This window comes from Actinoallomurus bryophytorum (assembly GCF_006716425.1).
GTDB lineage: Bacteria > Actinomycetota > Actinomycetes > Streptosporangiales > Streptosporangiaceae > Actinoallomurus > Actinoallomurus bryophytorum.
Genome location: NZ_VFOZ01000001.1, coordinates 5,862,662 through 5,875,834 on the forward strand (window position 1 = coordinate 5,862,662; position 13,173 = coordinate 5,875,834).

General features: G+C 70.2%; 11 protein-coding genes. 8 read left to right on the forward strand and 3 right to left on the reverse strand.

Annotated elements, in window-relative coordinates; translation table 11 throughout:
* Window positions 1-23: 23 nt before the first annotated feature.
* The 5 genes from FB559_RS27450 (at window position 24) to FB559_RS27470 (ending at window position 6,694) form a co-directional block, all read left to right on the forward strand.
* Window positions 24-1,901 (forward strand): glycoside hydrolase family 9 protein, encoded by a 1,878-nt coding sequence (locus FB559_RS27450; RefSeq protein WP_141959011.1) that lies wholly within the window; start codon window positions 24-26, stop codon window positions 1,899-1,901.
* 298 nt (window positions 1,902-2,199) lie between these two features.
* Window positions 2,200-3,291, forward strand: coding sequence for a sugar ABC transporter substrate-binding protein (locus FB559_RS27455; protein ID WP_342780996.1), 1,092 nt, complete (start codon window positions 2,200-2,202; stop codon window positions 3,289-3,291).
* 63 nt (window positions 3,292-3,354) lie between these two features.
* Entirely contained in the window at window positions 3,355-4,140 is a 786-nt protein-coding gene (locus tag FB559_RS27460) for an ATP-binding cassette domain-containing protein (protein WP_141959013.1), read from the forward strand.
* Between the two features lie 11 nt (window positions 4,141-4,151).
* The gene (locus FB559_RS27465; protein WP_141959015.1) at window positions 4,152-5,471 is read left to right on the forward strand and encodes a sugar ABC transporter permease; all 1,320 of its coding nucleotides are present in this window, start codon (window positions 4,152-4,154) and stop codon (window positions 5,469-5,471) included.
* A gap of 17 nt (window positions 5,472-5,488) precedes the next feature.
* Window positions 5,489-6,694, forward strand: coding sequence for an ROK family transcriptional regulator (locus FB559_RS27470; RefSeq protein ID WP_246122111.1), 1,206 nt, complete (start codon window positions 5,489-5,491; stop codon window positions 6,692-6,694).
* A gap of 23 nt (window positions 6,695-6,717) precedes the next feature.
* Here FB559_RS27470 and FB559_RS27475 read toward each other — a convergent pair whose 3' ends face one another.
* Complete coding sequence (locus FB559_RS27475; protein WP_141959017.1) at window positions 6,718-7,560, reverse strand: class I SAM-dependent methyltransferase; 843 nt, start codon at window positions 7,558-7,560, stop codon at window positions 6,718-6,720.
* A gap of 47 nt (window positions 7,561-7,607) precedes the next feature.
* Here FB559_RS27475 and FB559_RS27480 point away from each other — a divergent pair, with 47 nt between their 5' ends.
* The gene (locus tag FB559_RS27480) at window positions 7,608-8,186 is read left to right on the forward strand and encodes a helix-turn-helix domain-containing protein (RefSeq protein WP_141959019.1); all 579 of its coding nucleotides are present in this window, start codon (window positions 7,608-7,610) and stop codon (window positions 8,184-8,186) included.
* Window positions 8,183-8,797, forward strand: a complete 615-nt coding sequence (locus FB559_RS27485) for an NUDIX domain-containing protein (RefSeq protein WP_141959021.1) — start codon at window positions 8,183-8,185, stop codon at window positions 8,795-8,797. Before FB559_RS27480 ends, FB559_RS27485 begins: the two co-directional genes overlap by 4 nt.
* Before the next feature lie 18 nt (window positions 8,798-8,815).
* On the opposite strand, the gene FB559_RS27490 is transcribed toward FB559_RS27485, so the two are convergent.
* Both FB559_RS27490 and FB559_RS27495 read right to left on the reverse strand, forming a co-directional pair.
* Window positions 8,816-9,370, reverse strand: a complete 555-nt coding sequence (locus tag FB559_RS27490; RefSeq protein WP_141959023.1) for a DUF1707 SHOCT-like domain-containing protein — start codon at window positions 9,368-9,370, stop codon at window positions 8,816-8,818.
* A gap of 20 nt (window positions 9,371-9,390) precedes the next feature.
* Window positions 9,391-9,990, reverse strand: a complete 600-nt coding sequence (locus FB559_RS27495) for a PadR family transcriptional regulator (protein ID WP_141959025.1) — start codon at window positions 9,988-9,990, stop codon at window positions 9,391-9,393.
* A 284-nt stretch (window positions 9,991-10,274) separates the two neighbouring features.
* Between FB559_RS27495 and FB559_RS27500 the strand changes: the two genes are divergently transcribed.
* Window positions 10,275-13,031 carry an aconitate hydratase gene (locus FB559_RS27500; RefSeq protein ID WP_141959027.1) on the forward strand — a complete coding sequence of 919 codons (2,757 nt, stop codon included), beginning with the start codon at window positions 10,275-10,277 and terminating at the stop codon, window positions 13,029-13,031.
* The last annotated feature ends 142 nt before the right edge of the window (window positions 13,032-13,173 follow it).

The following is a 13,173-nucleotide window of genomic DNA, read 5'->3' on the forward strand; positions in this document are numbered from 1 at the left end:
GGGGCCGTACGAACGAGGAACACATGAGACTCGCTGCCGCCGCCGTGATCGTCACCCTCTCCACCACAGCCGCCGGGGCCGCGTCCGCCGCCGTCCCGGCCAAGACCTCCGGGTTCGTCCGTGTCGACCAGGTCGGATACGCCTCCGCCGAGCCCAAGCAGGCGTACCTCATGACGACCGCCGCCGCCCCCGGTGCGGGGTTCACCGTCGTCGACTCCCGTGGCCGCGCCGTGCTCGACGGCAGGGCGGGAACGCGGCTCGGCTCGTGGAACTCCGCCTATCCCGACGTCTACCCCCTCGACCTCACCCGGCTACGGCGGCCGGGCACGTACCGGGTCAGGGCGGCCGGCACCGTCTCGCCGCCGTTCCGTGTCGGCTCCGCCCGGATGTTCCGAGGTCCGGCCGACGACGCGGCCGGGTTCTTCGGCACCCAGCGCGACGGCGCCGACGTCATCCCCGGCGAGCTGCGCCGCAAGCCCTCACACCTGAACGACCGTACGGCCAAGGTCTACGACTGGCCGGCGTTCACCGGCGAGGACACCGACGAGATCGCCGGCGGCCTCAAGCGGGTCGGCGGCCCGGTCGACGTCGAGGGCGGCTGGTTCGACGCCGGGGACTTCCTGAAGTTCACCCACACCGCGGCCTTCGCCGACACGCTCCTGTGGGCGGCACGCCGCGACGGCGGCCCGGACCCGAAGATCACCGGCGAGGCGCGGCACGGCCTCGACTGGCTCGGCAAGATGTGGGACGCCAAGACCAGGACCCTCTACCTCCAGGTGGGCATCGGCTCGGGGAACGAGCAGGGCACGTTCGTCGGCGACCATGACACGTGGCGGCCACCCGAGCAGGACGACGCCGACCGGGCGAAGGGCCATCAGTACCTCCGGAGCAGGCCGGTCTTTCGCGCGGCGCCTCCCGGCAAGCCGATCAGCCCGAACCTCGCCGGCCGGGTGAGCGCGGCGTTCGCGCTGGCCGCCCAGGTGGAGGCCGACCCGCGGCGTGCGCGTACGGACCTCGCGACGGCGGCGCAGATCTACTCGATGGCCAAGACCACGAACGTCGGCGAGCTGGCCACCGGCCTGCCGCACGCCTTCTACCCCGAGGACGCCTGGCACGACGACATGGAGCTGGGCGGCGCCGAGCTGGCGCTGGCCGCGAGGCGGCTCGGCGACCCCAGGGGGAAGACCTGGTTGGCCCAGGCGGCCACGTGGGCCGGGCAGTACATCGCCCACGACTCCGGCGGCGACACCTTCAACCTCTACGACGTCGGCGCGCTCGCCCACGCGGACCTGCTGCGGGCCATGCGCGGAGACCGCGCCCGGCTCGCGGTGACCGGCCCCCAGGTCATCGCCGACCTGAAGGCGCAGCTCACCACCGGGGCCAGGCGGGCCGGCGCCGATCCGTTCCGTGCCGGGGCGATCTACAGCGACTTCGACGCGGTGCCGCACTCGTTCGGGCTGGTCGCCACCGCACGCCTGTACCGGTCCGCCTCCGGTGACCGGAGCTTCGACGCCTTCGCGACGGCACAGCGCGACTGGGTCTTCGGCGCGAACGCGTGGGGCACCTCGTTCATGGTGGGGGAGGGCACGAACTTCGAGCGCTGCCCGCAGCACGTCGTCGCGAACCTGAGCGGGCGTACGGATGGACGGCACCCCATCGCGACCGGCGCCGCGGTCAACGGCCCGAACGGTGTCGACGTGTTCGAGGACGGCCTGGACGACTATGTCGACGGCATGCGCCACTGCCCGCCGGACGGGTCGGACGCGAACGCGAGGTTCACCGGGCACGGCAGCCGGTACGTCGACGACGTGCGCTCGTGGCAGACCTCCGAGCCCGCCGACGACTTCACCGCGCTCGGACTTTACGCCCTGACCCTTACCGCGACTCAGGACGGTCACTGAGCGGTCATCCGGCCGACTTCTAAGCCTGCGGCGGCTCGTCACGAAGGCGGGCCGCCCAGTCGGCTGCTTGACTCACGTTGTCATAGGTACGGCCTGCGGAAACGCGGTGATCAAGGGTCTGTACGGCTTACATGTCCGTCCGCGACGAGGCGCTCACGATCTGTTATGTGACGATCAGATTTCGATGTCGTAACCGTCCCATGTCTCCGCCTTTGGGGCCCTATACGCAGCAGCTCACGAGGAATACGTTGTGCGCCCAAACAAACTGTTTCCTGGGGAGCTTGGAGAAGGTGTCGACGTGAGATTGAAGCGCACGGCGTGTATCGCGGCGATCGCTGCCATGGCGACCGCGGGCCTTGCGGCCTGCGGCAGCGGCGACGACAGCAGCAGCAAGGGTGGCGCCTCCACCGGCGCGGCGAAGATCAAGGGCAAGGTCGGCATCATTCTGCCCGACACCAAGTCGTCTGTCCGCTGGGAGAGCTTCGACCGCCCGGTCCTGACCGCGGCGTTCCAGAAGGCCGGCATTCCCGCCGACATTCAGAACGCTGAGGGCGACAAGCAGCGGATGCAGACCATCGCCGACCAGATGATCACGAACGGCGCGACCATCCTGGCGATCGTCAACCTCGACTCCAACTCTGGCGCGGCCATCGAGGCCAAGGCCAAGCAGCAGGGCGTCCAGACGATCGACTACGACCGTCTCACGCTCGGTGGTTCCGCCGACTACTACGTCTCCTTCGACGGCACCGAGGTCGGCCGTACGCAGGGCGCGGGCCTGCAGAAGTGCCTCGGGGACAAGGCGTCGAACATCGTCTACCTCGACGGCTCGCCGACGGACAACAACGCCACCCTCTTCAAGCAGGGTGCGCATGAGGTCCTCGACAAGGTGACCAACTACAAGAAGGTCGCCGAGCAGGCCGTCCCCGACTGGGACAACCAGAAGGCCGCGACGATCTTCGAGCAGATCTACACCCAGCAGAAGGGCAAGATCGACGGCGTCCTCGCCGCCAATGACGGCCTCGGCCAGGCCGCGATCTCGATCCTGAAGAAGAACAACGACAAGATCCCGGTGACCGGCCAGGACGCCACGCCGCAGGGCCTGCAGAACATCCTCGACGGCACGCAGTGCATGACGGTCTACAAGCCGAACAAGCAGGAGGCCGACAGCCTCGTCAGCGTGGTCACCGCGCTGGCCAAGGGTCAGAAGCCGCAGGCCACCGCGACCGCCAACGACCCGGTCGGAAAGCGGAACGTGCCCTCGATCCTGCTCAAGCCGATCTCGATCACCAAGGACAACGTCAAGGACGTCATCACCGACGGCGGCGTGAAGGCCGCCGACGTCTGCAAGGGCGCCTACGCCGCCAAGTGCAAGGCGGCCGGAATCGAGTGATAGTGGACAGGGGTGCCCGGTCGGCCGGGCACCCCGTTTCCGCTGTCCAAGGGAGTGCAAGCGTTGTCTGAGAACGGAACCCCCGCCCTCGAGCTCGTGGGGATCAACAAGAGCTTCGGAGCCGTACACGTGCTCCACGACGTCGACCTCGCCGTCTATCCCGGTCAGGTGACCGCGCTGATCGGCGACAACGGCGCCGGCAAGTCGACACTCATCAAAAGCATCGCCGGGATCTACCCGGTGGACTCCGGCCGCGTCCTCTTCGAGGGCAACGAAGTCCACATCAGCAGCCCGAAAGACGCCGCGGACCTCGGCATCGAGATCGTCTACCAGGATCTCGCGCTCGCCGACAATCTCGACATCGCGCAGAACATGTTCCTCGGCCGTGAGCGCAAGCGGGGCATCGTCCTGGACGAGGCGTCCATGGAGCAGGCCGCACGCGACACGCTCGCGCGGCTCTCGGTGCGCACCGTCAGTTCGGTCCGCCAGCTCGTCGCCAGCCTGTCCGGCGGCCAGCGGCAGACCGTGGCGATCGCCAAGGCCGTGCTGTGGGAGTCCAAGGTGGTCGTCCTCGACGAGCCGACCGCCGCGCTGGGCGTCGCCCAGACGCGGCAGGTCCTGGACCTGGTCCGGCGCCTCGCCGAGACCGGTCACGGCGTCGTCCTGGTCTCGCACAACATGAACGACGTGTTCGAGGTCGCGGACCGGATCACCACCCTGTACCTGGGGCGCGTGGCCGCCGACGTCAAGCGGGCCGACGTCACCCAGAGCCAGGTGGTCGAGCTGATGACCCTGGGCCGTTCTGGTGATCTCGGTCTCGCGCCCGCGACCGCCGCCGAAAGCATCTGAGGATCCTGCGAATGTCCACCGAAACCCCCCGGCCGGCCGACACCGCCGACGAGACGGTCACCGACTCGCCCGCAAAGAGCGGGTCCGTCGCGCAGTCCGACTTCACCACCGACACCCGTGTGCAGACGGTGTCGACGGCGATCGACGGCTACGTGGTCAAGCTGCGCTCCGGTGACCTCGGCGCACTGCCCGCGATCTTCGGGCTCGTCGTCCTGATCATCCTGTTCTACGGGCTGCGCCCGGAGACCTTCCTCTCCAAGTTCAACATCGCCAACCTGCTCGTGCAGGCGCTGCCGGTCACCATCCTCGCCATGGGCCTGGTGTTCGTGCTGCTGCTCGGCGAGATCGACCTGTCCGCCGGCGTCGCGAGCGGTGCCTGTGCCGCGGTCATGGGCAAACTCATGGTCGACAGCGGCACGAACTGGCTGGTCGCCGTGCTCGCGGCCGCCGTCACCGGTCTCCTCATCGGCCTGCTGATCGGTGCACTCGTCGCCATCGTGCGGATCCCATCGTTCGTCGTGACACTCGCGTTGTTCCTCGGCCTGCAGGGCATCGCGCTGAAACTGATCGGCGAGGGCGGCACCGTCCCGATCCACAACAACGTCATCTACGCGCTGGCCAACAAGTACATGCCGGTCTGGCTGGGCTGGACCCTCGCGATCGTCTGCGCTCTCCTCTACGCGGGCATCCAGCTGCTCCGCTGGCAGCGGCAGAACTCCAAGGGCCTGTCGCGCCGCCCCCTCGCCCTGATCCTCGTCCAGGTCGCGCTCGTCGCCGTCGCGCTCCTCGGCGGCGCGTACGTGCTGAACCTCAACCGGGCACGTACGCCACTCGCGCCGTTCTTCGGCGGTGTGCCGTGGGGAGTGCCGCTCGTCGCGGTACTGCTGATCATCTGCACGTTCGTGCTGGGCCGCACGAGCTACGGACGGCACCTGTACGCCGTCGGTGGCAACGCCGAGGCCGCTCGCCGGGCCGGTATCAACGTGACCCGGCTCCGCATGTCCGTGTTCATGATCTGCTCCGTGCTGGCGGCGGTGAGTGGCATCGTCGCCGCCTCCCGCCTCAACTCGGTGACACCGGACGCGGGCGCGGGCAACACGCTGCTGTACGCGGTCGGCGCCGCCGTCATCGGCGGCACCAGCCTCTTCGGCGGCAAGGGCAAGGCACGGGACGCGATCCTCGGTGGTCTCGTCATCGCGATCATCGACAACGGCCTGGGCCTGCTCGGCGCCAAGGCGTACCTCAACTACCTGATCACCGGTGGCTTCCTTCTGCTCGCCGCGAGCATCGACGCGCTGGCGCGCCGTCGCCGTTCTGCGACCGGCAGCTGACGCCGGGAGGCGTTCTCGTGACGCGTCGGCGCATTCGCGGGTCGACTCAGGACGACGTACGCCGGCACAACCTCGGGACGATCCTCACCGAGGTGCACCGGCACGGCTACCGGTCGCGTGCTCTGCTCACCGCGGAGATGGGGCTGAACCGGAGTACCATCGGCGACCTGGTCGCCGAACTGACGGAGGCCGGGCTCGTCCTGCAGCGCTCTGCGAGCGCCCAGGGACGGGCCGGCCGCCCGTCGCTGGAGGTGGTGCCCTCTCCTGAGGGCGTGTACGTACTCGCCGTCGACCTGGGCGTACGCCACCTCGCGGTGGCGAGGGTCGGGCTCGGCGGCGACGTCCTCGACCGCGTCGACGTGGACTCCGAACGCGACTGGAGCGACCTCGACATCACCGTCGACGCGATCGCGGAGGCGTGCCGAGGGCTGCGCCGCGGCGCGCCGGCCCGCGCACGCTGCGTCGGCGTCGGCCTCTCCGTACCGGGCGTAGTCAGACAGGAGGACGGCCTGCTCCGGTTCGCGCCGAACCTGGGCTGGACCGACCTGCCACTCGGCGCCCGGCTGGGAGAGCGGCTGGACCTGCCCGCCGTGATCGCCAACGACGCCGACCTCGGCGCGCTCGCCGAACACTGGCGGGGGGTCGCCGTCGGCTACGAGCACGTGGTGGTGGTCTCCGGTGAGATCGGCATCGGCGGCGGCATCCTGGTCGGCGGCCGCCCGTTGCGCGGCCGCGGAGGGTACGCGGGCGAGATCGGCCACCTGCGCGTGAACCCGGACGGACGGCCCTGCCGCTGCGGATCCTCCGGCTGCCTGGAGACCGAGATCGGAGCGGACGCCCTGCTGCGGGAGGCCGGCCGTCGCCCGGGCAGTGGAATGGACGCCTACCGCGCCGTTCTGGCCGAGGCCGCCGCGGGCGACGAGGAGGCCAAGAACGCCGCCGCTCGCGTCGCGCGCTGGCTCGGCGTCGGCGTCGGCATCCTGGTCAACACCTTCAACCCGGACATCGTGATCCTCGGCGGCCCGCTGGGCGAGCTGTACAAGGCGACCGCGGACATCGTCGAGGAGGCGACCGCCCGGTCGTCCCTGGTCGCACCGCGAGAGCAGGTGCGCCTGGCCGCCTCCGCGCTGGGCCCCGACGCCCAGATCGTGGGCGCCGCCGAACTCGCCTTCGAGCCCCTCCTCGAAGACCCGATCGGCACCCTGACCCACCGCGCGGCCTGAGCCCGCTCGTACGGGAAACCGTCCTACCGGCGCCGCGCCGCCCACACGGTCCTTGTGTCGCGAACGGTGAGGTCCTCGCGGCGCAGGACGGAATCGGGCCCGTCATCGTCGATGAGCGCGTCGAGCGTGGCCAGGTCGCCGACGTCGATCCGGCCGTCCATGCGGGACCGGACGCGGCGCAGGGACGCCTGGGCGTAGCGGCCGGCGGAGGGGGGAAGCGGCGGCGTCAGGTCGATGGCGAAGGTCCGCTCGGCCTCGACCGTGAAGCCCGCCTGGCGCAGGCGTGAGGCCCAGTCCGAACCGATATGCGGTAGTGCCTCGGCCCGCGCTCCGGCCACGGCCGCGTTGCAGCGCGCTTCCAGTCCGGGGCGGCCGATGCCGAGGTCGTCGGGCAGGAAGCGCGGGAAGGAGTCCATCTCGGCCAGGGCCAGGAGCCCGCCGGGACGAAGCGTGGCGAAGACCTCGGACAGGACGCGGCCGGGGTCGGCCATGTGGTGGAGAGAGTTGGACGCCCAGACCAGGTCGACGGTGTCGACGGCGGGCCATGCCGCGTCCAGGTTCGCCTGTACGGTGCGGATCCGGTCGGCCACGCCGCGATCGCGGGCCTTGTCCCTGAGGCGGCCCAGCAGGTTCTCGGACAGGTCCACGGCGATCACCTCGGCGCCCGTGAAGCGCTGGGCGAGGGCGAGTGTGCCGGCGCCGGTTCCGCTGCCCACGTCGAGGATCCGGCGGCAGGGAGGGCCGAGGGCCTCGACCCAGGCGGTCACCTCGGACAGGTAGGAGTGCATGACCTCGGCGTCGAGGTCCAGGAGCTCGGCCATCGCGGCGGAGTCGGTCTCGGCGGGGGAGTGGTGGTGGTGTTCCATGCCACGACCCTAGCCTCGCCTTGCGCCGATGGCATAGCATCTTGCGTATGACGCAAGACGGTGACCTCGACGCTCTGGTCCGCAGCCGGATCAGAGGGTTGCGCCTGGCACGGGACTGGTCGCTCGACGACCTTGCCGCCCGCTGCTACCTGAGCCCTTCCACCCTGAGCCGGATCGAGACCGGCCACCGGCGGATCGCCCTCGACCAGCTCGCCCCGATCGCACGGGCCCTGGGGACCACCCTCGACCAGCTGGTGGAGTCCGCCGATGACGGTGACGTGGTGATCAGGCCACGGCGCGACGTGGTGCGGGGGGTCACCACGTGGATGTTGAGCCGTGAGCCCGGACCGAACGGCATGTCCGTGGCCAAGATGCGCGTCACCAGGGCGGAGCCCCGGCGCGGCGCCGACGAGCTGAAGGTCCATCCGGGCAAGGACTGGTTCACGGTCCTGTCGGGCACCATCGTGCTGCTGCTGGGGGAGCGGACGATCCTGGTCGAGGCCGGCCAGGCGGCGGAGTTCTCCACGATGATCCCGCATGCCTTCGGCGCCAAGGACGGCCCGGCCGAGATCCTGTGCATCCTCGACCACGACGGGCAGCGCACCCATCTCCATCCCTCACCGTGAGCGGCCTCGGGGACGCCCGGCGGGTGCCGGGCGATGATCGGGCCCGGCTTGCCGGTCTTGTCGAGCGGGTCCCTCCTCTCGACGCCGAGGAGGCCGCGCACCGGGACTACGTACGGGCCTGGATCGCCGGTGGCGCCCCGCTCCACCGCGTCCGCAAGCCGGACGTGCCAAAGATCCACCTCGTGAGCTACTTCGTCGTCGTGGACCCGCTCCGGGGGAGACTCCTGCTCGTCGACCATCGCGGCGCGGGGCTGCGGCTGCCGACGGGCGGTCATGTGGAAGCGTCCGACGCCGACCCGTGGGCGACGGTCCGCCGTGAGTGTCCTGAGGAGCTCGGCATCGAGGCGGCCCCGCTGGAGGCGACGGGAACGACGCCGTTCTTCACCTCGGTGGCGCGGACGCGTGGCCACGGGCCGCACACCGACGTCTCGCTCTGGTACGCCGTCCGGGCCGGCGCCGAGGAGATCACCGGCTGGGACACCCGTGAGTTCGCGGGCATCGGCTGGGCGACCCCTCGGCAGATCCTCGGCGCGCGGCCGGAGACCCTGGGCCCGCATCTCAAGAGGGCCGTGCGCCGGCTCACCGCGATCACGGGCACCCTCGGAGGCTGAGGGCGCCCGCGTCCGCGGCTACCGGCGTACGGAGAATGAGGCGTGGCGGCGGCGTGCGTGGCGCAGGCCGGTGAACGCGACCGCGAACCACACGCAGGCGAGCACCGGGAGGATGACCCACCCGCCGGTGAACGCGGCCACGACCAGGGCCACCAGGAGCAGAGGCCCGAACGGGCGGGGCCGGCCCCATCCGCCGCGCGGCCAGGGGGACGTCAGCGGACCGCGACCCCGGTACGCGGCCCCCATCTCCCACGGATCTCGGCCCCACGGACCTCGGCCCCACGAGCCGGCGGCGGGGTGCCGCTCCGGCGTCCGGGCCGGCGTGCCGCCGGGCAGGTCGCGCGTCACGGCCCGCAGGTCGCCGACGGTCCTCGCCGACAGCGTCGCCGTCAGGCGTTCGTCCAGCTCGTCGCGGGTGAGCCGGCCCTGCACGAAGTGCTCGTGCAGGGCCGTGGTCACCTCGTCGCGTTCCGCGTCACCGACACGGAGCTGATCGGGGAGCGAGCCCGACGCAGCGAGCGGAGTGGCCGGCGCCGCGAGTGAGGAGGCGAACGACCAGTTAGCACAGTTCATCGCGTCGCCACTCCCGCGTTCTACTCGTCCTCGGCGAGCAGCCGGTACAGGCTGCGCCGCGTCTCGGACAGGATCTGCTTCGCCTGGGCGACCTGCTCCTCGCTCCCGGTCTGGACGATCTGCATGACGGCCGCGCCGGTCTTCGCCGCGGTGCCGAAGAGATCGCGTACGTCGTCGCGCACGTCGGAGGTCATCGCCTCCCAGGGGGCGTTCATCTCGTCCGGGTGCTCGTCCACGAAGGTGCGGCCGGCCTCGGAGAGCCGGAAGGTGCGCCGGCCGTCGTGCTCCTCGGCCTCGATCAGACCCTCGTCGGTGAGCTGCTGCAGCGCCGGGTACACGGCGCCGGGACTCGGCCGCCACTCACCGTCGCTGCGTTCTTCGATCTCCTGGATCAGCTGGTAGCCGTTGCGCGGCTCCTCGGCGAGGAGTGCGAGGACCGCGGCCCGTACGTCTCCGCGCCGGGCCTTGGACCTGCGGCCGGCCCAGGGCGGGGGACCGCCGAACGGTCCTCCACCGCCGAACGGCCCTCCGCCGGGGAATCCCCAGGGGCCCCCGCGGCGTCCGTGACCACCTCTTCGGCCGCCTCGTGGGCGTCCTGGTGCGTCGAATGTCGCATGCATGTTCTAACTTCCCTTCTAAGTTCGTACTGAGATCGCTCACAGGTCGTTCGCGATACGCCAACGATATATCGGAAACGCTCGGTGTCAAGGGAAATCAAAGTAGCTCGACGTCGAGATAACTCGTGGTACCTTGACGTCGAGAGAAATCGTCCGGGAAGTTAGGCGAGCCTCAGTGCTCGCGGCCATGCCCCTTGGGGGCAGAATTCGGACGTAAAACCGCACTCCCCGCGCCAGGTAGCTGAGGGGATCCGCGCTCCGTCGAGCGCGTATGAGGAGGAGACGACTTGGACACCTTCGGCAGCCGCCAGACGCTCAGTGTCGGCGATGCGTCCTATGAGATTTTCCGGCTGGATGCCGTCGAGGGTTCGGCGCGCCTCCCGTACAGCCTCAAGGTGCTGCTGGAGAACCTCCTGCGCACCGAGGACGGCGCCAACATCACCGCCGACCACATCCGCACGCTGGCCGGATGGGACGCGAACGCCCAGCCGAGCAAGGAGATCCAGTTCACGCCCGCCCGCGTGATCATGCAGGACTTCACCGGCGTGCCCTGTGTCGTGGACCTCGCCACGATGCGGGAGGCCGTCCGTGACCTCGGCGGCGACCCGGCGAAGATCAACCCGTTGAACCCCGCCGAGATGGTCATCGACCACTCCGTGCAGGTCGACGTCTTCGGCCGTGCGGACGCCTTCGAGCGCAACGTGGAGTTCGAGTACGGCCGCAACCACGAGCGCTACCAGTTCCTCAAGTGGGGCCAGCAGGGCTTCGACAACTTCAAGGTCGTGCCGCCCGGCACCGGCATCGTGCACCAGGTCAACATCGAGCACCTGGCCCGCGTCGTGTTCGACAACGAAGGCGTTGCTTACCCGGACACGTGCGTCGGCACCGACTCTCACACCACCATGCAGAACGGCCTGGGCGTGCTCGGCTGGGGCGTCGGCGGCATCGAGGCCGAGGCCGCCATGCTCGGCCAGCCGATCTCGATGCTCATCCCGCGCGTCGTCGGCTTCCGGCTGACCGGCGAGCTGCCGGCCGGCACCACCGCCACCGACCTCGTGCTCACCATCACCGAGATGCTGCGCAAGCACGGCGTCGTCGGCAAGTTCGTGGAGTTCTACGGCGAGGGCGTCGGCGCGGTGCCGCTGGCCAACCGCGCCACCATCGGCAACATGAGCCCGGAGTTCGGCTCCACCTGCGCGATCTTCCCGATCGACGACGAGACCGTGAAGTACCTCCGGCTCACCGGCCGCCCGGCCGAGCAGGTCGCCCTGGTCGAGGCGTACGCCAAGGAGCAGGGTCTCTGGCACGACGCGAGCCACGAGGCGGCCTACTCCGAGTACCTCGAGCTGGACCTGGGCACCGTCGTCCCGTCGATCGCCGGCCCCAAGCGCCCGCAGGACCGCATCTCCCTCTCGGACAGCAAGCAGGCGTGGCGCACCGCGGTCCGCGACTACGTGGACGACGACAGCATCCGGGGCCCGCTGGACGAGGCGACCGACGAGTCGTTCCCCGCGTCGGACTCCCCGGCCATCGGCCACAACGGCAACGGCGACAAGCCGGCCGAGCACGCGGCCGACGCCACCGCCGGCCGGCCCAGCGACCCGGTCACCGTCAGCCTGGACGGCGCGGAGTTCGAGCTTGACCACGGCGCCGTGGTGATCGCCGCGATCACCTCCTGCACCAACACCTCGAACCCCTCGGTCATGATCGGCGCGGCGCTGCTCGCCAAGAAGGCGGTCGAGCGCGGCCTGTCCCGCAAGCCGTGGGTGAAGACCTCGCTGGCTCCCGGCTCCAAGGTCGTCATGGACTACTACGACCGTGCGGGCCTCACGCCGTACCTGGAGAAGCTCGGCTTCAACCTCGTCGGCTACGGCTGCACGACGTGCATCGGCAACTCGGGCCCGCTGCAGGAGGAGATCAGCCAGGCGGTCAACGACGGAGACCTGGCCGTCGCCGCGGTGCTGTCCGGCAACCGCAACTTCGAGGGCCGCATCAACCCCGACATCAAGATGAACTACCTGGCCTCGCCGCCGCTGGTCGTCGCGTACGCCCTCGCCGGCTCGATGGACGTCGACGTCGCGAACGGCCCGCTCGGCACCGGGTCCGACGGCGAGCCGGTGTACCTGAAGGACATCTGGCCCTCGCCGCAGGAGGTCGAGGAGGTCGTCGAGGCGGCCATCGCGCAGGAGATGTTCAGCCGCGACTACGCCGACGTGTTCGCCGGCGAGCAGCGCTGGCAGGCCCTGCCGGTGCCGAGCGGCAACACCTTCGAGTGGGACCCCGACTCCACATACGTGCGCAAGGCGCCCTACTTCGAGGGCATGGGCGAGCGCCCCGAGCCGGTCACGGACATCACCGGAGCCAGGGTCCTCGCGCTGCTCGGCGACTCGGTCACCACCGACCACATCTCGCCCGCCGGCGCGATCAAGGCGGACAGCCCGGCCGGCCGCTACCTCACCGAGCACGGCATCGAGCGCCGCGACTTCAACTCCTACGGATCGCGGCGCGGCAACCACGAGGTGATGATCCGCGGCACGTTCGCCAACATCCGGCTGCGCAACCTGCTCGCGCCGGGCACCGAGGGCGGTGTCACGGTCAAGGACGGCGAGGAGATGTCGATCTACGACGCCGCGCAGGCGTACGCCGCCGAGAACACCCCGCTGATCGTGCTGGGCGGCAAGGAGTACGGCTCGGGCTCCTCGCGTGACTGGGCGGCCAAGGGCACCAGCCTGCTCGGCGTGCGCGCCGTGCTGGCGCAGTCGTTCGAGCGCATCCACCGCTCGAACCTCATCGGCATGGGCGTGCTGCCGCTGCAGTTCCGCGACGGTGAGTCGGTGGAGTCGCTGGGCCTGACCGGCCAGGAGACGTTCGACATCGTCGGCGTCGAGGCGATGAACGACGGCGACACGCCCCGCGAGGTGACCGTGAGGGCCGGCGACAAGGAGTTCGCGGCCGTCGTCCGTATCGACACACCGGGCGAGGCCGACTACTACCGGCACGGCGGCATCATGCAGTACGTCCTGCGTTCCCTGCTCCAGAAGTAGGCCGCACCGGCGAAGGGCCGCCTCCACCCGCGGAGGCGGCCCCGAGACGGATCGTCGTCACCCAGAGTAAAGTGACGGTGACGCAAGGTAATGTATGGGTCATGACCCGCTCCCCGGCCCCGGTGACAGGCGGGATACCGTG

Excerpts from the sequence above, each read along its gene's own strand:
- FB559_RS27450 (WP_141959011.1), top strand. The coding sequence starts at position 24 with ATGAGACTCGCTGCCGCCGCCGTGATCGTCACCCTCTCCACCACAGCC.
- FB559_RS27465 (WP_141959015.1), top strand. The coding sequence starts at position 4,152 with ATGTCCACCGAAACCCCCCGGCCGGCCGACACCGCCGACGAGACGGTC.
- FB559_RS27475 (WP_141959017.1), bottom strand. The coding sequence starts at position 7,560 with ATGGAACACCACCACCACTCCCCCGCCGAGACCGACTCCGCCGCGATG.
- FB559_RS27480 (WP_141959019.1), top strand. The coding sequence starts at position 7,608 with ATGACGCAAGACGGTGACCTCGACGCTCTGGTCCGCAGCCGGATCAGA.
- FB559_RS27490 (WP_141959023.1), bottom strand. The coding sequence starts at position 9,370 with ATGAACTGTGCTAACTGGTCGTTCGCCTCCTCACTCGCGGCGCCGGCC.
- FB559_RS27495 (WP_141959025.1), bottom strand. The coding sequence starts at position 9,990 with ATGCATGCGACATTCGACGCACCAGGACGCCCACGAGGCGGCCGAAGA.